The sequence below is a fragment of the Parabacteroides merdae ATCC 43184 genome (assembly GCF_025151215.1).
Taxonomy (GTDB): domain Bacteria; phylum Bacteroidota; class Bacteroidia; order Bacteroidales; family Tannerellaceae; genus Parabacteroides; species Parabacteroides merdae.
Map to the genome: position 1 here is coordinate 1,349,028 of NZ_CP102286.1, position 20,456 is coordinate 1,369,483.

General features: G+C 45.7%; 13 protein-coding genes. 7 read left to right on the forward strand and 6 right to left on the reverse strand.

Going from position 1 to position 20,456, the window contains the following annotated elements; all coding sequences use genetic code 11:
• Nucleotides 1-5 precede the first annotated feature (5 nt).
• The gene (locus NQ542_RS05490) at nucleotides 6-764 is read right to left on the reverse strand and encodes a polyprenol monophosphomannose synthase (protein ID WP_005638061.1); all 759 of its coding nucleotides are present in this window, start codon (nucleotides 762-764) and stop codon (nucleotides 6-8) included.
• A gap of 172 nt (nucleotides 765-936) precedes the next feature.
• Here NQ542_RS05490 and mfd point away from each other — a divergent pair, with 172 nt between their 5' ends.
• Nucleotides 937-4,296 carry a transcription-repair coupling factor gene (mfd, locus tag NQ542_RS05495; protein ID WP_036723558.1) on the forward strand — a complete coding sequence of 1,120 codons (3,360 nt, stop codon included), beginning with the start codon at nucleotides 937-939 and terminating at the stop codon, nucleotides 4,294-4,296.
• A 5-nt stretch (nucleotides 4,297-4,301) separates the two neighbouring features.
• Nucleotides 4,302-6,209, forward strand: a complete 1,908-nt coding sequence (locus NQ542_RS05500; protein ID WP_005638066.1) for an AMP-dependent synthetase/ligase — start codon at nucleotides 4,302-4,304, stop codon at nucleotides 6,207-6,209.
• Nucleotides 6,210-6,291: 82 nt separating this feature from the next.
• On the opposite strand, the gene dnaB is transcribed toward NQ542_RS05500, so the two are convergent.
• From dnaB to NQ542_RS05515, 3 genes are read right to left on the reverse strand one after another with little or no spacing between them, the layout of a single operon-like run.
• On the reverse strand, nucleotides 6,292-7,815 hold the full coding sequence (dnaB, locus tag NQ542_RS05505; RefSeq protein WP_005638069.1) for a replicative DNA helicase: 1,524 nt from the start codon (nucleotides 7,813-7,815) through the stop codon (nucleotides 6,292-6,294).
• A gap of 12 nt (nucleotides 7,816-7,827) precedes the next feature.
• Nucleotides 7,828-8,004, reverse strand: coding sequence for a helix-turn-helix domain-containing protein (locus tag NQ542_RS05510; RefSeq protein ID WP_224204465.1), 177 nt, complete (start codon nucleotides 8,002-8,004; stop codon nucleotides 7,828-7,830).
• Between the two features lie 55 nt (nucleotides 8,005-8,059).
• Nucleotides 8,060-10,435, reverse strand: a complete 2,376-nt coding sequence (locus NQ542_RS05515) for an outer membrane beta-barrel protein (protein ID WP_022322106.1) — start codon at nucleotides 10,433-10,435, stop codon at nucleotides 8,060-8,062.
• A 763-nt stretch (nucleotides 10,436-11,198) separates the two neighbouring features.
• Between NQ542_RS05515 and NQ542_RS05520 the strand changes: the two genes are divergently transcribed.
• Both NQ542_RS05520 and NQ542_RS05525 read left to right on the forward strand, forming a co-directional pair.
• Nucleotides 11,199-12,635: a sensor histidine kinase gene (locus NQ542_RS05520; protein WP_005638076.1), complete on the forward strand. Its 1,437-nt coding sequence runs from the start codon at nucleotides 11,199-11,201 to the stop codon at nucleotides 12,633-12,635.
• A 5-nt stretch (nucleotides 12,636-12,640) separates the two neighbouring features.
• On the forward strand, nucleotides 12,641-13,324 hold the full coding sequence (locus NQ542_RS05525; protein ID WP_005638078.1) for a response regulator transcription factor: 684 nt from the start codon (nucleotides 12,641-12,643) through the stop codon (nucleotides 13,322-13,324).
• On the opposite strand, the gene NQ542_RS05530 is transcribed toward NQ542_RS05525, so the two are convergent.
• The gene (locus tag NQ542_RS05530) at nucleotides 13,314-13,571 is read right to left on the reverse strand and encodes a TIGR03905 family TSCPD domain-containing protein (protein WP_005648949.1); all 258 of its coding nucleotides are present in this window, start codon (nucleotides 13,569-13,571) and stop codon (nucleotides 13,314-13,316) included. The genes NQ542_RS05525 and NQ542_RS05530 overlap by 11 nt on opposite strands.
• A gap of 301 nt (nucleotides 13,572-13,872) precedes the next feature.
• Between NQ542_RS05530 and NQ542_RS05535 the strand changes: the two genes are divergently transcribed.
• From NQ542_RS05535 to NQ542_RS05545, 3 genes are all read left to right on the forward strand, one after another.
• The gene (locus tag NQ542_RS05535; RefSeq protein ID WP_005638083.1) at nucleotides 13,873-14,118 is read left to right on the forward strand and encodes an RNA recognition motif domain-containing protein; all 246 of its coding nucleotides are present in this window, start codon (nucleotides 13,873-13,875) and stop codon (nucleotides 14,116-14,118) included.
• A gap of 142 nt (nucleotides 14,119-14,260) precedes the next feature.
• Nucleotides 14,261-15,568, forward strand: coding sequence for a bifunctional folylpolyglutamate synthase/dihydrofolate synthase (locus tag NQ542_RS05540; protein ID WP_005638087.1), 1,308 nt, complete (start codon nucleotides 14,261-14,263; stop codon nucleotides 15,566-15,568).
• A 21-nt stretch (nucleotides 15,569-15,589) separates the two neighbouring features.
• Nucleotides 15,590-17,032 carry an MFS transporter gene (locus tag NQ542_RS05545; RefSeq protein WP_005638089.1) on the forward strand — a complete coding sequence of 481 codons (1,443 nt, stop codon included), beginning with the start codon at nucleotides 15,590-15,592 and terminating at the stop codon, nucleotides 17,030-17,032.
• A 63-nt stretch (nucleotides 17,033-17,095) separates the two neighbouring features.
• Here NQ542_RS05545 and NQ542_RS05550 read toward each other — a convergent pair whose 3' ends face one another.
• The gene (locus NQ542_RS05550; protein WP_005638091.1) at nucleotides 17,096-20,449 is read right to left on the reverse strand and encodes an InlB B-repeat-containing protein; all 3,354 of its coding nucleotides are present in this window, start codon (nucleotides 20,447-20,449) and stop codon (nucleotides 17,096-17,098) included.
• Nucleotides 20,450-20,456: the final 7 nt, after the last annotated feature.

Here is a 20,456-nt window from a genome sequence, read left to right on the forward strand (position 1 = left end):
TGGCATTATCCGGCAATCGCTTTCCGATTCTCTTTTTGGGGATATTTACGGAACAGACTCCACCATTTCAATTTCAATACGCCAAACAGTGCTTCCCCGAAGATAGAGGAGTTCATCTTGGAAGTGCCTAATACACGATTGATAAAAATAATGGGGACTTCCACGATTTTATAACCACACTTATATGCCGTAAACTTCATTTCTATCTGGAACGCATATCCTTTGAAATGGATACGATCCAAATCGATCGTCTCAAGCACCTCACGACGATAGCATTTGAAACCGGCTGTCGTATCCTGTACTTTCATTCCAGTAACAAAACGAACATATACGGAAGCATAATAGGACATCAACACACGTCCCAACGGCCAGTTCACGACATTCACACCGTTACAGTAGCGGGAACCGACTGCGACATCACCACCCTGTTCCATACAGGTCGCATATAATTTGGGAAGATCATTCGGGTTATGACTGAAGTCTGCATCCATTTCGAATATAAAATCATATTTATGTTCTATTGCCCATTTAAATCCGCAGATATAAGCCGTACCCAATCCTAACTTACCTTTACGTTCCACCATGAAAAGGCGTTCGGGGAACTCTTTTTGCAACCGTTTTACAATACCTGCCGTACCATCGGGCGATCCATCATCTATAATCAAAATATGAAATTCTTTCTCCAACCCAAATACAACCCGAATAATATTTTCTATATTCTCCTTTTCGTTATACGTGGGAATAATAACAATACTGTCTGACATAATCCACTGTTTAATTGAAAAATGAGAATTGAGAATTGAAAATGAGAAGATCCTGCTCATTTCAATTGACAACCCAAGCGCGAAGGTAGATATTTTCATTGGTTTTAGGAAGATTATTGTAACATTTTCCGTAATTTTGCGCATATATAATTATCAATTTTCAATTCATCCGTTGGAGGTACAAGATTTACTAAAACAATATGCCGCCCATCCGCAAGTGGCGGCATTAAATACCCTGTTAAAAAACAAAACGTCCCGCAATATATTTCTGAAAGGACTGAACGGTTCAGGGGCCGCAATGACAATAGCTTCTCTTTTTTCAAAAAGAAGAGGAAGTTATGTGTGTGTGTTGAATGACCTAGAGGATGCCGGCTACTTTTATCACGATCTGGTGCAACTCACAGGAGGTGACGGAATCTATTTCTTTCCTTCTGCTTACCGACGTGCTATCAAGTACGGACATGTGGATCCAGCCAACGAAATCCTGCGGACAGAAGTTCTCAGCACGCTGCAGGATCCGACTGCTCCCTTCATCATTGTCACCTATCCGGAAGCATTGGCGGAGAAAGTAATTTCACGGGAGGTCTTGAAAGAAAACACGCTGAAGATCAGTGTCGGCGAAAGGTTGGACAATATGTTTGTTTCTGACGTACTGGACGAATACGGCTTCGAGCAGGTAGATTATGTTTATGAACCAGGGCAGTATGCAATGCGCGGCAGTATCTTAGATGTGTTCTCGTTCTCGTATGAATTTCCCTATCGTATCGACTTCTTTGGAAACGAGGTAGAGACGATCCGTTCGTTCGATGTGGAAACACAGCTATCCAAAGAAAAACTGGACAGCATCTATATCGTGCCCGAAATGACAAAAGGAAACCGGACCAACTCATCCTTACTAGATTCATTGCCATCCGAGACACTGCTCGCTAGCAAAGACATGGCATGGGTAAAAGAACGTATCGGCAGTATCTGGAATGAAGAACCAATCATCGGGGACGAAGAATCGTTTGCCAACATCGAGCAACTGCGGGCCAAATTAATTACCGGAGAGGATTTTCTACATGCGGCACTTGGTTTCTGCCGGCTCCATTTTGGTACGCGGCCTATGGAAGTAGCCGATGCCACCCTGACTTTCTCAATGGAAGCACAACCGATTTATCATAAAAATTTCGATTTGGTAAGCGAGTCTTTCCATAAATATTTAGAAGACGGCTATACATTATATATACTGAGCGATGTAGAAAAGCAAGCAACCCGTATCAGGGCCATTTTTGAGGATCGGGGAGACGACATACCTTTTACCTCCGTCAACAAGACCATTCATGAAGGTTTTGCCGATGAGACCTTGCGTGTCTGCCTTTTCACGGATCACCAGTTGTTCGACCGCTTTCATAAATTCAACTTGAAAAGCGATAAAGCAAGAAGTGGAAAACTCTCTCTGTCGTTGAAGGAGTTGAACCAATTCACGACCGGCGATTATATCGTACATATCGATCATGGTGTCGGACAATTCGGCGGGCTAGTCCGTACGGAAGTAAACGGAAAAATGCAGGAAGCCATCAGGCTGATCTACCAGAACAACGACATTATATTCGTCAGCATTCACTCTCTCCATAAGCTATCCAAGTATAAAGGCAAGGACAGTGGGGAACCGCCCAAGCTGAGTAAACTCGGAACAGGGGCCTGGGAGAAGATGAAAGAACGCACCAAGTCAAAAGTAAAAGATATCGCCCGCGATTTGATTCTCCTCTACTCCAAACGAAAACAGGAAAAAGGTTTCGCTTACAGCCCAGACAGTTTCATGCAGCACGAACTGGAAGCCAGCTTTATCTACGAAGATACCCCTGACCAAATGAAAGCAACAGCCGATGTCAAAGCCGATATGGAGAACGACCGTCCGATGGACCGACTGATTTGCGGAGATGTAGGCTTCGGGAAAACGGAGGTAGCCATTCGTGCCGCTTTCAAAGCCGTTTCGGACAACAAGCAAGTTGCCGTGCTGGTCCCGACTACAGTATTAGCATTCCAGCACTATCAAACATTTTCCGAACGGTTGAAAGATTTTCCCTGCCGAATCGAATATATCAGCCGGGCACGTACGGCGAAAGAGATAAGGGAAACTTTGAAAGACTTGAAAGAAGGAAATATCAACATTATCATCGGCACCCATCGAATCGTCGGAAAAGATGTCACATTCAAAGATCTCGGTCTGCTGATTATCGACGAGGAACAGAAATTCGGCGTATCCGTCAAAGAGAAGCTACGCCAGCTGAAAGCCAACGTCGACACGCTCACCATGACCGCCACTCCGATTCCTCGTACCCTGCAATTCTCGTTGATGGGAGCCCGTGACTTGTCGAGCATCACGACTCCCCCACCCAACCGCTATCCGGTTCAAACAGAGGTAGAACGTTTTAACCCGGACATCATCCGAGAAGCCATCAATTTCGAGATGAGCCGTAACGGACAGGTTTTTTTCATCAACAATCGCATCCAAAATATTTATGAAATGGAAGCGCTTGTCAAACGTGAAGTGCCGGATGCCCGTATCGCTGTCGGTCACGGGCAGATGGAACCGGAGAAGCTGGAAAAGATCATTCTGGATTTCGTCAATTACGAATACGATGTACTGATCGCCACGAGCATTGTGGAGAGTGGCATCGACGTACCGAATGCAAATACGATCATCATCAATAATGCACAACAGTTCGGATTGTCCGATCTGCATCAACTACGCGGTCGTGTCGGGCGAAGTAACCGGAAAGCCTTCTGTTATCTCCTCTCTCCACCCTTGTCAAGTCTTACGCAGGAAGCACGCCGCCGTCTGCAGGCGATCGAGAATTTTTCAGAGTTGGGAAGCGGCATCCATATCGCCATGCAGGACCTTGACATCCGGGGTGCCGGTAATATGTTAGGTGCCGAACAAAGCGGTTTCATCGCCGACTTGGGCTACGAAACGTACCAGAAAATCCTGGAAGAAGCCGTTGACGAACTGAAAGCGGAAGAATTTGCCGACCTGTATTCCAACGCTACCGAAAATCGCCCCGACACCGGTAGCGAATATGTCCGTGAAACCTATATCGAAAGCGATTTGGAACTGATGTTCCCTCCGACCTACATCCCGAATGACTCCGAACGTGTCTCCCTCTATCGTGAACTGGACAAGATGGAGGAAGAGCGTGATATACTTGCTTTTACCGAGCGTCTGAAAGACCGTTTCGGAAAAGTGCCGAAAGAAGGGAAAGAACTGATCCGTGTCGTTCGCCTTCGCCGTATGGCAAAGACGTTAGGTATGGAAAAAGTAATTCTGAAAAAAGGACAGATGAGCATTTTTCTCGTCACTAATCCCGAAAGTCCTTACTACGAAAGCGAGGCCTTCGACAAGCTGCTCGGCTTCATCCAAAAGCATCCACGCGAATGCACGCTTCGCGAACAGAACGGAAAACGCAGTATCGTGATCAAGAATGTACCAACGGTAGAGGTGGCTTGTAATTACCTGGATGAAATCGGGAAAGTACAAATACAAAAATAAATAATATGAAGAAGACAATTATAGACCTTTTCGAAAATTCGGTAAAACAATATCCCGACAATCCCTTCCTGTGGGAAAAAACCAGGGATGCCTTCGAACCGACCACTTATAAAGAAGTTCAGCAACAAGTCTACGCTGCCGGTGCCGGACTGATAGCTCTCGGAGTGAAGAAGGGCGACAATATGGCGCTCCTTTCGGAAGGCCGTAATGCTTGGATCATCGGCGAACTGGCCATGTTCTATGCCGGCGCGACCAACGTCCCGCTTTCCATCAAGCTCGAAGAAGCGAACGACCTGCTGTTCCGTCTTGTGCATGCCGATGTGAAATATATCCTGGTTTCCGGCAACCAACTCAAAAAGATACGGGCTATCATGGATAAATTGCCTTTAGTCGAAAAAATAATTGTGATAGACGAACTGCCGGAATATAAAGAAAAAGAAATATCCTGGTCCGAAGTATTCCGGATGGGGAAAGAATATCTGGCATCTCATTCTCTGGAAGACTTCCTTGCTGTTGGACAATCCTTACAGAATAACGACTATGCGACGATTACCTATACCTCAGGCACGACGGCCGACCCGAAAGGTGTCATCCTGACGCACCGTAACTATACGGCGAACGTGGAGCAAGCCCTATCTTGTGTCGATATCGACGATACATGGCGCACATTAATAATCCTCCCACTCGACCATTGTTTCGCGCATGTGGTCGGTTTCTATATCTTCATGTCGAAAGGAGCATCCGTAGCAACAGTACAAGTCGGACGGACAGGGCTGGAAACATTAAAGAACATTCCGGTCAACATCAAAGAGTTCAAGCCCTACTTGATCCTGAGCGTCCCGGCACTGGCCAAGAATTTCAAAAAGAATATCGAACAAGGTATCCGTGCCCAGGGCAAGAATATAACCCGTTTGTTCGACTTTGCCCTCAAAGTAGCTTACATCTATAACGGAGACGGCAGAGAAGACAAGGGACGTGGTGTCCGATTCCTGCTGAAACCGCTCGTGAGCCTGTTCGACCACATGCTTTTCACGAAAGTCCGTGAAAACTTCGGCGGACAATTGAAGTTTTTCATCGGCGGTGGCGCACTGCTCGATAAAGACTTGCAAAAGTTCTACTACGCAATCGGACTTCCTATGTACCAAGGGTACGGACTAAGCGAAGCGACTCCCGTAATTTCCACCAACGGCCCGCACCGGCATACCTTCGGCAGCAGCGGTATGTTGGTCCGTCCGCTCGACCTGAAAATATGCGATGCCGACGGAAAAGAACTCCCGGCAGGCGAAAAAGGAGAGATCGTCATACGGGGCGAGAATGTGATGGCCGGCTACTGGAAGAACCCGGTATCAACTGCCGAAACCGTACGCGACGGGTGGCTCTACACTGGGGATATGGGATATATGGGGCATGACGGTCTGCTCTACGTCCTCGGACGTTTCAAAAGTCTGCTGATCGGTAGTGACGGGGAAAAATACAGTCCGGAAGGGATCGAGGAGGCACTCGTCGAACATTCTTCCTGCATCGACCAGCTGATCCTGTATAACAACCAGAGTCCCTATACCGTTGCCCTCGTCGTCCCTAACAAAGACCGGCTGAAGAAGCATCTGACGCACCAGTATCTTGATCTTTCATCCGATAAAGGACGCGAAGAGGCAATCCGGATCATCCAATCCCAGATAGACCGTTTCCGCAAGGGAGGCGACCTGTCCGCCCTTTTCCCCGATCGCTGGCTGCCTGCAGCTTTTGCTATCCTGCCGGAGCCTTTCACCGAACAGAACGGCATGGTCAACAGCACGATGAAGATCGTCCGCGGGAAAATAGAAAAAGCATATGCCTCTCGCATCGACCATCTCTACACACCGGAAGGAAAGAACCCGGTTAATGAAGAGAATAAAAAGGCATTAAATTGCTGAAAACACAAATTGCCATATCACTCCATTAAACTAAATAATTATTTATACTAAACACCTATGTTTTGAAAAGAGGATAGAATTATTAAAACGGAACCTCATTATTGCCGGGAGCCAAGAAATCGGTACCGGCCGGTGGTATGGGCGGCATTGTTTCCATCGGGCCTGAACTATTCATATTAGAGGAGAACTCGCGAACCGGAACATCTTCGTCCACATTCATGAACTTGGCGAACTCGCTCTTGAAACGAAGACGTACATCTCCGACCGCACCGTTACGATGCTTGGCGATAATAATCTCCGCCAGACCGATCAAGGAATTACCACGTTCGTCTTCCGTTATCTTATAATATTCAGGACGGTGGATAAAACAAACCATATCCGCATCCTGTTCGATAGCACCGGATTCACGCAAGTCGGCCAACTGCGGGCGTTTTCCTTCCGCTCCTTGACGTGCCTCGACACCACGGTTCAACTGAGACAAGGCAATGATCGGAATGTTCAGTTCCTTCGCCAATCCTTTCAACGACCGTGAAATAGTACTTACTTCCTGTTCACGGCTGCCGAAGCTCATACCGCTTGCATTCATCAACTGAAGGTAGTCGATAATGATGATCTTAATACCATGCTCACGCACCAGACGACGAGCCTTCGTACGCAGTTCGAATACCGAAAGACTCGGCGTATCGTCTACATAAATCGGTGCATCATACAATTCTTTTATCTTAAAGTCCAACTGTTCCCATTCATAGTTTTCCAAACGCCCGCTCTTGATCTTCTCGCCCGGAATCTCACATACGTTCACGATCAGACGGTTGACAAGCTGGACGTTACTCATTTCAAGAGAGAACAGAGCCACCGGCGTGTTATGGTTTACCGCCATATTCTTAGCCATCGAAAGGACAAAAGCCGTCTTACCCATCGCAGGACGGGCGGCAATGATGATAAGATCGGAATTTTGCCATCCGGACGTCATTTTGTCCAATCCTTCGAAACCGGTGCGCAGACCGCTCAACCCTTCTTTTTGATTGGCAGCCTTCTCAAGCATAACCATCGCTTCCTTGATGACAGGATTGATCTGGGTAACATCTTTCTTCACATTGCGCTGAGAAATCTCAAAGAGCTTTCCTTCCGCTTCCTGCATAAGGTCTTCCACATCGATCGACTCATCAAAAGCCTTGCCCTGTATCATAGCAGTGAAGGAGATCAACTCACGCGCCAGATATTTTTGGGCGATGATACGGGCATGATATTCGATATGGGCACTACTGGCCACCTTGCTGGTCAGCTGGGAAATATAGAACGGGCCACCTACCTCTTCCAATTCGCCTCGCTTCTTCAGTTGCTCAGTGACGGTCAACATATCCACCGGACGTTGGCTGATCGCCAGATCTACGATAGCTGCATAAATTTTCTCATGTGCCTTCTCATAGAAACTCTCCGGTTTCAATATTTCACTAACGATGGAGTAAGCATCCTTTTCAAGCATCAGAGCACCTAACACCGCCTCTTCCAACTCGCGGGCTTGTGGTTGCAAACGTCCCATATCGGGTACTACAACCTGTTTCTGCCTCCCTTTTCCTCCTGTATTTTTTCCTCTTTCTGCCATTTGTTCTAATTGTTATCGGGCATCAAATGTACTACTTTTTATCCGGTTCTCCGAACCTTGCAAAAGAGAAATACGATACTCCTTTGGAGTTTGCCGGGTTATACTTTCAAATTGCTTGATAAAGTATGGAACATTACCATAGCCTGATTCGTAGGCTATTTGAGAGACACTCAAATTAGAATACGACAATAATATACAAGCATGTTCAACCCTCTTTTCCCTATCTAAATGTCAAAAGAACAGATCACATCGATTTGCCGAATCGGGAAGCATCCACCGCTTCATGTTGCTTTTTCTTATAACCGCCGAACTTCCAGACAAAAGAAACCGTTACACAACGTTGGTCGTCCAGTTTCCAGAGGCGGCTGTATTGGCCGGACTGGTTGATTTCCATCGTATGAGGCATATTGCTACGGAAGATGTTGTTACATTTCAGAATCAGAGTAGCACGATCGTCGGCAAACTGCCATTTCAATGCAGAAGACACATCATAGAGATGACCGAGATCATAGATTCCCTGCACGGCTCCGGTAACGAAATAGCCATTCAAATCCAGCTTCAAATTCGGACGAGACTTGGAAAGGGTAAACGTATTATCCATCTTGAACTGCCCGGTGTATTTCTCATTATGGAAAGACAGATCATGAAAATGGTCCAACTTCTCCTGCATACGCTGACCGGACAAAGTCACTTGGCTGTTCCAGAACTCGCCGACCCGGAAAGGAACGATCACCCCTACACCGAATTGCAACTGGTAGTCCATGTTCTCATACCGGAAAACGTTTTTCAGTTCCGAGGTATTCTGATAAGGCAACTGGGCGAAATAATCGGGCACATAGTCACAAAAAGCCAGAATCGTATATTTCTGCTTCAGGATATAAATCAACTGCCCGCTATAAGAACGGTAAGGCTTCAGGGAAGGATTGCCCAAGATAACGGAATAAGAGTTGATCGGGCTTTCCTGCGGCGTCACATCCCAATAGGACGGATAGGTTTTGTCGCTGCTTATGTCCAATTGGATGATGTGCATCGGATTGACCGTATAGCTGAGTGTCGCATTCGGGAATAAGGTCCAATCATTCCAAAGTGTGGATTTCATCCCGTTAGAGGTATAATCCGATTTAAAGTATTCAACTTTCAGAGAAGCTGTTGCAGAGAAATGCGAACCGAAATCCTTGGACACCTCCAAGAAGGCATTTCCACTATACTCTTTCTGGCGGTTATTTTCAAGTTCATCAAGAGCCGATTCATAGCCGTTACCTTTATTATATAGATAATCGATATAAGTCTTCGAAGAGGTGAAACCGCCGTGGACACCGTAATTCAGTGCCCACCCGGTTTCAAAAGTGTGGCTATGGTTAATAAATAGTGCTCCTTGTGAAATATCCTGCTTGGAATTATTCTGCATATCCGTCACTGTCGTTTCATGGCTTTGATCGACAAATGTCTGGAAGCCGGGTGAATGATAACGCGTAAAATCCGCACCCGCCATCAGTCCGGAGTTACCGTCATATTGAATACGGACATTGTGCAACGCACTGTTTCCCTCTATGTATGTACGGCTCAGGCGTTCTTCCACCGGCTGTCCGGATTTCAATGCCTGGAAGGTTGTAACGGCCGTCCGCTCAAGATCGGATTTGCCGGCCGTAAGATAGTAGGCGGCAGAGAGCCTGTCGTCATTTTTGAAAGTATAGTCCATACCTAAACGCATCGTTCCATCTATGCCGCTCCGGGTGCCACGTCCCGATTGGTTGACCTCCGTTACCTGATCTTTCAGGGTATGGAGGGCCTGGATCTCCTCTCCCATATAGTTCCGTCCCTTAGCCCCATTGGCTAAGAAATCTATATTGAAACGGGATGTGGAGTAAAGCAAGTTGCCATGGACTTTCCCCTCCGCATAATGGCGCTGCAAATAATCGACACCGGTTTCTCCTTGCAAAGTATTCCTTTCGACAGTTTCCTTATCTAATACGACATTGATCATAGCTCCTTTGATATTATACTTGGCTGGTGCATTATACATGATCTCTACGTTACATACCCGCGAAGCAGGAATTGTCTTCAGCAAACCGACTAACTGATCGACCGACATCGTGGTCAACTGCCCATTGATCACAATGCTCGGACTACCGGCTCCCAACAGTTGGACAGCATCGTCCGTACTGATCACACCGGGTATCTGTTTCACCACCTCGAACGCATTACTGACCGCCTTATCTTTCATCAATTGGGGCACGTCGTATCTCAAAGCGCCGTTTTCCACTTTGACCTGCGGACGTTCGGCTTTTACCACAACGCCTTCCAGTTCATAATCTTTTTCAGTCAGGCTTATCGTACCGGCATCAGCAGTCGAGATTTTTTTACAAACCGGCTCGTACAGCAGATGCTGGAACAACAAACGATAGTTCGGACCGGCTTCCTTGTTCAACATGAATGCCCCGAGACTATCCGTAACGACTGCATCTATATAAGTAGAATCCAATGTTTGCAACACGACAGCCACCCCGTCTACCGGTCGTTCTTCTTTATCGACCACTTTTCCATGAATCCAGTTCTGCGCTTGTAACATCCCATTACCGGCAGTAAGTAAAACCAGAGAGTAATAAAGTATTCGTTTCATTTTCATTCGTTTTTTTATCAACACTGCAAAGGAAAAGACTTCAAAGGAGAAACTATGTTATCACTCGCTTACGGAGTGTTATTTAGTATTATCGCCGAGATAAGGAGCAATAAGACCGGTAGCTTATCCGATTACCGACCCCGTTTTGTCAGCCAAACTGAGGGAAACAGGAAAATGCGATAAACCTCAACTTCCGGAGAGTCTAATTATTCTAATATACTAAGAGCCTGTTTAAATTTTGCATTTGTTGGTTGTGAGAGTTGTATTGAGGATGTTTTTCTGTAGGAGATGCCGTCTTTTTTGTTGAAACACGTGGCTTATTTTGCTTCAAACAGGCAGAAAAAGTGCCGAAGATTCCCGTTTACAGGCTTTTTACACCCGGATGTGAACGGTCTTGACACCCGAGTGTGAATGATGTCGAGACCCGGGTGTCAATGGGTTTATCTTATTATGTTATTGAAAATAAGTCATGTGAAGAAGAATCTTAAACAGGCGGTTAGTGATAGTATGATAGATGGAATAGGCATCCATCATACCTACTATCATTGCTTGTGTTTATTGATATTCAATTGATAAAAGGAAATTAGTGATAGTATGACAGTTGTTTTTCAAAATAATCCTATAAAGAGATAAAGCAGGCCGATGAGGGCTATGCAAAATTTATTTCAGAGAAATTTAAACAGGCTCTAAGTGTTATTTAGTCTTACCGGATTCGCAATAAATTGAATCGGAACATATACTTTTGTTGTAAATATAAAAGGATATGAAAACGCGCCTCCGATTTAAGATAATAGCTGTGCTTATTTGCCTTTCGCTTGCCGGACTCTTGATTTCACAAGGATACTGGCTGAAAGGTTTATATGTGTCTAGTAAGAAAAGCACGTGGGATAATATAGAGGAAGCCATGCGGATGGCCGACTATATGGAACTGTTCCTGCGCCTGGACTCTCTAAGCAATAACAATTTTCACAGCCAGATAAATCCTCAATTCAGCTTTAGCCAAGACACGGCATGGGAAAAGAGGAAAGATTCCCTTTCAACAGATAATATGCCGATATCATCGCCGAATTCGACAATCCAATATATAGAAGCTGCCCAAACTCTAAATGAATATTTGCAGATTATCGGTACACTGGAAAGGAACGTGCAGATGCTCATGCATCAAAAGATAGACACGTTACTTCCCGTCAATTACGCACAATTCAATACACTATTAAAGAACGGATTAAAGAAACAGGGCATCACCGTCCCGTACCGCCTGCAGGTAATCCGGAAAGAAGCGAAAGACTCCGTATTATATGCCTATACGGATGCTTCCGAAAAAGGGGAATCCTGGAAAGACGCTGTCCACTTCACACATGTGATCGAACCGGAATATTATTACGAATTGGAACTCCAATCTCCTGACCGGGTTGTATTCCGGCAGATGGCAGGTATATTGATTTCATCTTTCCTGCTTTTTATGGTTATCCTGGTCGCTTTCGTTTATTTGCTCTACACAATACTGAGACTAAAGACGGTGGAAGAACTTAAAACGGATTTCACCAATAATATGACGCATGAGCTGAAAACCCCGATCTCCATTGCCTATGCCGCCAATGATGTATTGCTGAACTACAGCAGTACGACAAACGAGAAGCAAAAGAAATATCTGGATATCGTGCGGGAGCAATTGAATCATCTATCCGGTTTGGTCGAACAAATCCTCACTCTTTCCGTTGAGAACAGAAGTACTTTCCGCCTTCATCTCGAAACGATACAGGTTGCAGAGCTACTGACTCCGCTTATAGAACAGTTCAAGCTAAAAACAGATAAACCGATCGACATCACGACAGAAGTACCGGAGCATATGACCGTAACGGCCGACCGTACCCATCTGTATAACATGCTCAGCAACCTGATCGGGAATGCAATCAAGTATTCCGGAGAAAAGACCTGCCGCATTATCCTCAAAGGAACAGTATCGTCCCAGGAAATGACTCTCTCGGTCACAGACGAAGGGATCGGTATTAGCGAAGCTAACCAAAAGAGGGTGTTCGATAAGTTCTACCGCGTGCCCAGCGGCAACCTGCATGACGTGAAAGGCTTCGGTCTAGGTTTGTACTACGTCAGCGACATGATGTCTAAACACAACGGGAGCGTAACGGTTAAAAGCCAGCTGGGGAAAGGTTCCACATTCACCCTTCATTTTAAAAATTAACGACAATGGATAAGATCAGAGTATTATTGGTAGAAGACGAGCCGACACTCGCCATGATTATAAAAGACACTTTGGACGGTGAAGAATTTGAAGTGATTCTCGCCGCAAACGGAGAAGAAGGATTGTCACGATATAGAGAAGCAAAGCCGGACATCATCGTCACAGACATCATGATGCCGAAAATCGACGGCTTCACGATGGTCCGGCACATCCGGAAAACGGATCGACAGATACCGGTTCTTTTTCTTTCCGCCCGTTCCGCAGCCAACGACGTGGTCGAAGGTTTCGAACTAGGGGGTAACGATTACCTGAAAAAGCCGTTCGGCATGGCGGAACTTATTATCCGTATCAAGGCATTATTGAACAAAATAAGTGTCCGTAAGGAAGAAAGCAGCAACTTCACGCTCGGACAATATACATTCGATTCCATCACACAAACGCTCCAGTACTGCGGAGAAAAGCAATTGCTGAGCAACCGCGAATCCGAAATACTGAAACGCCTATGTGAAAACAAAGACCATGTGCTGCCCATGAAAGACGTCCTGTTGGAACTTTGGGGAGACGATTCGTTCTTCAATGCCCGCAGCCTGCACGTATTCATTACTAAGTTAAGACATAAACTGTCGAAAGACGAATCAATCAAAATACTGAACGTACGCGGGATCGGTTATAAGCTGATCATCGACTGATCTGTTTCAATGCCTGTGCCAACTGGTCCGGGCATGACGTTCCACGCTCGCGGCAATCAATGCCTTCCAGACGCCGGATAGCCTCGCCGATTTCCATTCCGACCAGCAGTCTGGACAAACCTTGTGTATTTCCTTGGCAACCACCAATGATCTGTACATTTTTAATCACGTTGTCCTCCGAGTCGACAATCATCATTTTAGAACATACCCCACCAGTCGGAGTATAAGTAACACGTTGTCTATTCATCCTTTTCTACTTCCATTATAATTCATGTAACGGGGCACAAAGATAGAATAATTTAAGACAACTACCAATCCTTAAGTATTGACCTAATTTCACAAAAGAAATAAATTATTCAATATATATCGGGAAGCATAGTGCATTATCCGAAAAGAATGCTTTCCTTTGTACCAACAAACAATGAGAGATTATATCGATTTGATTTTTCACATGTATCTTCTCAATTACATATTGAGCATTTTCATCTCTGATAAATAACTTCCTTACATTCGATTATTGAATTATTAATTTTTTTATTTTTATATTTATGAACATGTATATTGGTAACCTTAGCTATAACGTTAGGGAATCGGATTTAAGAGATGTAATGGAAGAGTTTGGAACAGTTGATTCTGTAAAACTTATCATCGATCGCGATACAAGAAGGTCTAAAGGTTTTGCATTTGTCGAAATGCCGGAAGATTCCGAAGCACAAAACGCAATCAGAGATTTGAACGGAGCCACTTACGAAGGCCGTCAGATGGTTGTAAAAGAAGCACTTCCAAGAAATTAAATTCACAGAATTATAAAAGTTAAATCAAAAAGGATACCCGGAACCGGATATCCTTTTCTTGTTTATTCCATCTATCATTTTAAGTAATTCCTTTTTTCCTAAAAGATTTGTACCTAACTTTGCGAAAATAAATAACAACAGCATGACATACGAAGAGACGCTACACTATCTATATACCAGTATTCCCGTTTTTCAGAATGCCGGACCTTCAGCCTACAAACCCGGATTAGGAACCAGCATTGCACTGGACGATCACTTAGGCAATCCGCATAAAGCATACAAAACAATACACGTAGCCGGTACGAACGGGAAAGGCTCCGTCAGCCATCTCTTGGCCGCGATCCTGCGCCAATCGGGATATAAGGTCGGGCTTTACACCTCTCCGCACCTGGTCGACTTCCGCGAACGGATACGGGTAAACGGACAAAAGATACCGGAAGAATATGTCATCGACTTCGTAGAACGCCATCGTTCTTTCTTTGAGACTCTCGATCCTTCCTTCTTCGAACTGACTTCCAGTATGGCATTCGACTATTTCCGTGCCGAGAAGGTGGATTATGCCGTAATCGAAGTGGGCATGGGCGGCCGTTTGGACAGTACCAATATCATCACTCCCATCCTAAGTATCATTACGAACATCAGCCTGGATCATACCCAGTTCTTAGGAGATACGGTCGAAAAGATTGCCTTTGAGAAAGCCGGAATCATCAAAAAGGATGTCCCGGCGTTGGTCGGAGAAATAGACCGGCACAGTGTGGCACAAGTTTTTGCAGACGCAGCAGTCAAAGCCGGCACATTGGTTTATTTCGCTCAGGACGAAGGGCTGCTGAAAGAGTCATATCTGATGGATACAGGCGAATGGTATCTGGATTCTGCAGAATACGGACAGCTATTCGGTGAACTGGGTGGCGTCGTGCAGTTCAGGAATGCCACAACCGTATTGGGGGCCATTAATTTGCTGAATACAGTAGGTGTAAACATTCCGACCGAAGCGGTACGGGAAGGTTTCGAACATGTGGTCGAATTGACAGGGCTGATGGGGCGTTGGCAGGTTTTACAGGAGAATCCGAAAGTCGTATGCGACACTGGACACAACGTCGGAGGATGGCAATATCTGAACATCCAACTGGAAGAAGAACTGAAGCGGCATAAGCACCTCTTTATGATCGTCGGCATGGTCAACGACAAAGATATCGACGGCGTGTTGGACCTGATGCCGGAAAAAGCCTTTTACTTCTTCACGCAAGCATCCGTGCAACGGGCAATGCCTGCGGAAGATTTTGCAACAAAAGCAATCTTCCACGGTTTATCGGGCACAATCTGCAATTCCGTGCAGGAAGCCGTGGAAAAAGCATTGGCGCGAGCCGGACAAGACGACATCATCTTTATCGGCGGAAGCACTTTCGTCGTGGCGGACGCCCTACCCTTGTTCTTGAAAAGAGACAAATAACATAATTCAAAAACAAATATCATGACAGAACAAATTCAGAGAAAACTGAGCGAATCGAAGACGGCAAGATGGTCCGTACTGGCGCTCGTCGCATTCACAATGCTCTGCGGATACTTCATCACGGACATGATGGCTCCGCTACAGGACTTACTACAAACCCCCGTCGAAGGCGGCGGACTGGGATGGACAGCCAATGAATACGGTAAATTCACCAGTGCTTACGGTTGGTTCAATGTATTTTTCCTGATGCTGATCTTCGGAGGTATGATCCTAGACAAGATGGGCGTACGCTTCACTGGTTTGATGGCGACCAGCATCATGCTTATCGGCGTTTTCATCAAATGGTTCGGTATATCACACAACTTTGACGGTGCAACCGTTACCGTTTTCGGTTCGGAGTATGGATATCCATTGGTAATTGCGTCATTAGGATATGCTTTGTTCGGCGTAGGCGTTGAGATCGCCGGTATCACCGTTTCCAAGATCATTGTAAAATGGTTCAAAGGCAAGGAAATGGCCCTGGCAATGGGGTTGGAAATGGCTTGTGCCCGTATCGGTACGGGGTTAGCTATTGGTGTTACGCCTTTGTTGAGCCGCGCATTCGGCAATTCCATCAGCATGCCAATCTTCATCGGCCTGATTCTGCTTTGTATCGGCCTGTTATCCTTCATTGTATTCGTAATCATGGACAAGAAACGTGATGCAGAAGATGCAGCCGGTGCTACCGGAGAAGAAGAAGCAGAAGAGCCGTTCCGTTTCGGTGATATCTTGGATATTATTACATTAAAAGGCTTCTGGTATATGGCACTCCTTTGCGTACTGTTCTATTCAGCCGTCTTCCCCTTCTTGAAATATGCCCCGAACCTGATGATTAACAAATTCGATATCGATCCCGAATGGTCCGGTGTCATTCCGGCTTTGCTGCCATTCGGCAATATTCTCTTAACTCCGTTCTTCGGAAACTTGTACGACCGTAAGGGAAAAGGAGCCACTATCATGATTATCGGTTCCATTATGCTGATATTTATCCACTTCACATTCTCCATTCCGATGCTGGACAACTGGCTGGTCGCTCTGATACTGATCCTGCTGTTGGGCATCGCATTTTCGCTGGTTCCTTCCGCCATGTGGCCTTCCGTTCCAAAGATCATCCCGGAAAACAAATTGGGAACAGCCTATGCGCTGATATTCTGGGTACAGAACTGGGGATTGATGGGAGTTCCGTATATAATCGGTATCGTTTTGGATCAATATTGTATTTCCGGAGAGATCAACGGTAAACCGACCTACGACTATACGATCCCGATGTTGATCTTCACTGGTTTCGGAGTCCTGGCACTCGTAATCTCCCTGTTGCTGAAACGTGAAGACCGTATCAAAGGCTACGGCCTCGAACTCCCTAACATTCAGAAAGATGCAGACAAAGTATTGGCTGAAGAAATGATTGGCGAAGGGCAGAGATAAGGATAAATCCTTATCTAAAAGATTATAAGGAAGGAAGGTGTTTTGGAACACCTTCCTTTTTTATTACCGAATTACGATTTTATACGTACCCTCTCCGATCTTCACAAGATACATACCTTTACTCAAATGTATCTGCGTACTTCCTGCGGATACATCCTGTTGCTCGTACAGAAGTCCGGAAAGCGTATAGACGCTGATGGTTTCCGCTTTCGGGAGATAGATATGCAGGGTAGAACCGATAGCTTGAACCTTTGTCTCTCCTTCAATCGTTGCATTGCCCGTCGGATCGTCTTTTATGATGCCTTCAATCGTTATTTCCGTATCTTCCTCTATATTCCGGATGATGTATTTGCCATCGCTTTCACGAGGTTCCACAACTATGCCGTTGGCTTTTACTACTGGCTGTGAACTTTCGTAACCTTCATGAAGCGTCAGGGCAAAGCTGAACGAATAGCCTTCCTCGACGGTCCGCGTACCGGCTTTCGGATTGGTGGTGACACCTTCCACTTCGGGGAGGGTAACGGTATAGTAAGTCGGGACAGGCGGAACATACGTACTTTTGAAGGTAGCCTTGAAGGTCACTTCATTTTCAGGCATCACATAGGTTCCGTTGTTTACCAATGCCACAGTCAGCCCATCTTTGGGAATGGCAGTGATTGTTTCCAACCGATAGCCATTTGCCGGAGTTGCCTGGACTGCCAATACCGTCTTATCGGCTACTTTGTCGTTAGACTTGACTTCGATATCTCCGGCTTTTACCGTAAAGGTATGGCCGTTGCCCGGATCGACGACCGTAACCAGGTAGGTCTTTTGTAAATCCTGTCCTCCATCGGTTTTGGCTTCCGCACCCTCTTTCACGACAACAGTCCCTTCATTACTCAGGCCGGAAGTGGTAAGAGTAGTGCCTGTCTCGGACACAATGACCGCACCATTGCCGACTTGAATCCCTTTATCGCTACTTCCATTCGTATTGGTCGATGTGATCGTTGTCGATGCATCTGTAATGGTCAGGATTCCGTCGTTCCGGATAGCGTATTGGTCGGCATTTCCTGTCTTTACTTCCAAGTTGCCGCTAAAAGAGACGTTCGCTCCGTTCTCGATTGTCAGAGCCGGAGCTGCGGTCGATGTCGAGTTGATCTTTGCGCTCTCGAAGATCAAAACACCCTGTGCGGTGTTATCGATCAACATGCGTTTACCATCGGCAAGGGTGTTCTTGATTGTACCGTTGAAAGAGGTTGCTGCCGTAACGTTTTTTGTAATGGTGGCTTCCGTATATTTCCAATCATCACCATCCTTCGAGATCGTGACATCATTGCTCCGCTGGGACAAATCCAACGGTTGGACTTCCGTTTCCACCGTTATATCAGCATCAGCGGACAAGGTCAGTTTTTCACCGCTCGTTATCGTTTGACCGTTATTTTTGAGAATGGCAGTAATACCCGCATCTGCGGGAGCGACAGTAACGGTCAACTGGGTATTCTCCGGAGCCTGGTCGCCATCTTCCAGCTTGACATCTTGCTCTTTAAACTTATCCCATATGACAGACAAAGTTCCGAGTTTCCGGTCCGGTTCCGTGATGTTTACCGTATAAAGGGTTTCGCCATCCTTTTTCAGACGATAGGTTTTTCCGGCTTTGTAGACAGGGGCAGTAATGACACTGCCAGCTTCCATCTTTACATATTTGGCGAATGTAGTGGTTTTGGGAAGATTGCTTGCAATTACCAACGGTGTGTTAACCGAGAAATCCTCCCTGATTTTGTGAAGCAGGATTCCGGTCCCGACCAATTTGCCATTCCCGCTTATGTTTACCGGATGTGCGGGATCAAGACTAAAACCATGCAAAAGGAACATTCCGTTCTCTATGGCCTGAGGTTCTTTAAAGTTGACAACCGAATTATTGAGGACGATATCTGTAAAACCCTCAATCATAGGAGTTACATATGGAGTGCTTTCATTCCCTACTCCATCAAACGTCAACGTACAGCTTTCGTAGACATTCTCTGAAACAGAAGCTCTGTTCCCAGACTGAAGGCCAGCCGTGACCGTACCTCCTTTTATGACGATATTCATACTTCCTGCAACAACGCCATCCAAAGCACCTGCAATTTGATCATTTATCGCTCCTAAGATCTGTGTTTCTCCATCATTGAACGTGACAGTCACATCACCTCCGATATGGGCTGGATTATAAGGGCTTTCCACATACCCGCTACCATATATATGATTGTATTTTCCTGTATTTATCGTAACTTGGGTATTCCCTGTCACATCCGCATACAAACCTCCTCCAAAAACCGAAACTTCTCCATTCGTCAACCCAGACACATGTACTTCCGTTTTTCCGACTTTGCCGAGATTCGCATCCCTGCTATCGCCTTGCCCACATTTTTTCCCAAATCCCCCTCCGTAAATCGTACCGGAAAAATTGCCTCCGGTCACGATCACTTTAGAAAATCCTGTTACCTGCCCAGTAAAACAACCTCCATATATGCCATACGCAAAAGTTCCACCGGAAACATTTACTTCCGTATTTCCACAAGTACCGGAATCACTACCTCCAAATATATTTTCAGTAATGGCAGCCGTGTTGGAAATAGTCAGTTTGGAAGTGCCGGTCACATTCCCTTTTTCACCCCCTCCATAAATCCAGCAGGTAGTACCTCCCGACATAACGACTTCCGTATTGCCACATGCACCTTCATACCCCCCTCCGAAAATAGATCCGTTAACCGTTCCGCCACTCATTGTTATTTTAGCAGTTCCAATGACTGCTCCGGTAGAACCGCTACCGCCACATATCCAGCCGAACTGGCCACTTTTGATCGTAATATCGGAACTTGCCACATCACTCGATGAATCTGTTCCTCCCCAGATATTCCGAATACCGGCAATATCATTTCCTCCAGAAGTATATTTACTCACAACAGTAACTCCTTCGTCAAACGTTAACGCATGCCCGTTCGCAGCTATCTGCCATACCTGAAGCGTAATGTTCTTAAACGTCAATGGAGCCAACATTTGCAATCTCGTAAGATAGCTATCTTCATTAATGTAGGCGAAATTGATCAAAGACGTACTCCCACTAATCGTACACGCTTTAGATGGCATTATCTTTGCATCCATTACATGATTCAACAATACGATATCGAACGAAGTCTCTGTCGCATTTGAATTGATCGCCGCAACAGCATTAGCCCAAGTATCGTATTCCGTACCATTTACCGAAACAGCATTACCTCCGCTTTTAGTCATACGGGGCATTACCGGCTTTTGTGACGACACAACACTGGTTGAAGAGCTGTTCCTTCTCTCCATCGGGATTTGTGCCCCAGCTCCCTGGCTTCCTGCCAGACATAAAAAAGACAGCATCAATATCGTCACACGCGCTGTCAAACTCTTTAAGTACCTATTTTTCATATGCTAT

Excerpts from the sequence above, each read along its gene's own strand:
- NQ542_RS05535 (WP_005638083.1), top strand. The coding sequence starts at position 13,873 with ATGAACATGTATATTGGTAACCTTAGCTATAACGTTAGGGAATCGGAT.
- NQ542_RS05500 (WP_005638066.1), top strand. The coding sequence starts at position 4,302 with ATGAAGAAGACAATTATAGACCTTTTCGAAAATTCGGTAAAACAATAT.
- NQ542_RS05515 (WP_022322106.1), bottom strand. The coding sequence starts at position 10,435 with ATGAAACGAATACTTTATTACTCTCTGGTTTTACTTACTGCCGGTAAT.
- NQ542_RS05545 (WP_005638089.1), top strand. The coding sequence starts at position 15,590 with ATGACAGAACAAATTCAGAGAAAACTGAGCGAATCGAAGACGGCAAGA.
- dnaB (WP_005638069.1), bottom strand. The coding sequence starts at position 7,815 with ATGGCAGAAAGAGGAAAAAATACAGGAGGAAAAGGGAGGCAGAAACAG.
- NQ542_RS05520 (WP_005638076.1), top strand. The coding sequence starts at position 11,199 with ATGAAAACGCGCCTCCGATTTAAGATAATAGCTGTGCTTATTTGCCTT.
- NQ542_RS05530 (WP_005648949.1), bottom strand. The coding sequence starts at position 13,571 with ATGAATAGACAACGTGTTACTTATACTCCGACTGGTGGGGTATGTTCT.
- NQ542_RS05550 (WP_005638091.1), bottom strand. The coding sequence starts at position 20,449 with ATGAAAAATAGGTACTTAAAGAGTTTGACAGCGCGTGTGACGATATTG.
- NQ542_RS05490 (WP_005638061.1), bottom strand. The coding sequence starts at position 764 with ATGTCAGACAGTATTGTTATTATTCCCACGTATAACGAAAAGGAGAAT.
- NQ542_RS05540 (WP_005638087.1), top strand. The coding sequence starts at position 14,261 with ATGACATACGAAGAGACGCTACACTATCTATATACCAGTATTCCCGTT.
- NQ542_RS05525 (WP_005638078.1), top strand. The coding sequence starts at position 12,641 with ATGGATAAGATCAGAGTATTATTGGTAGAAGACGAGCCGACACTCGCC.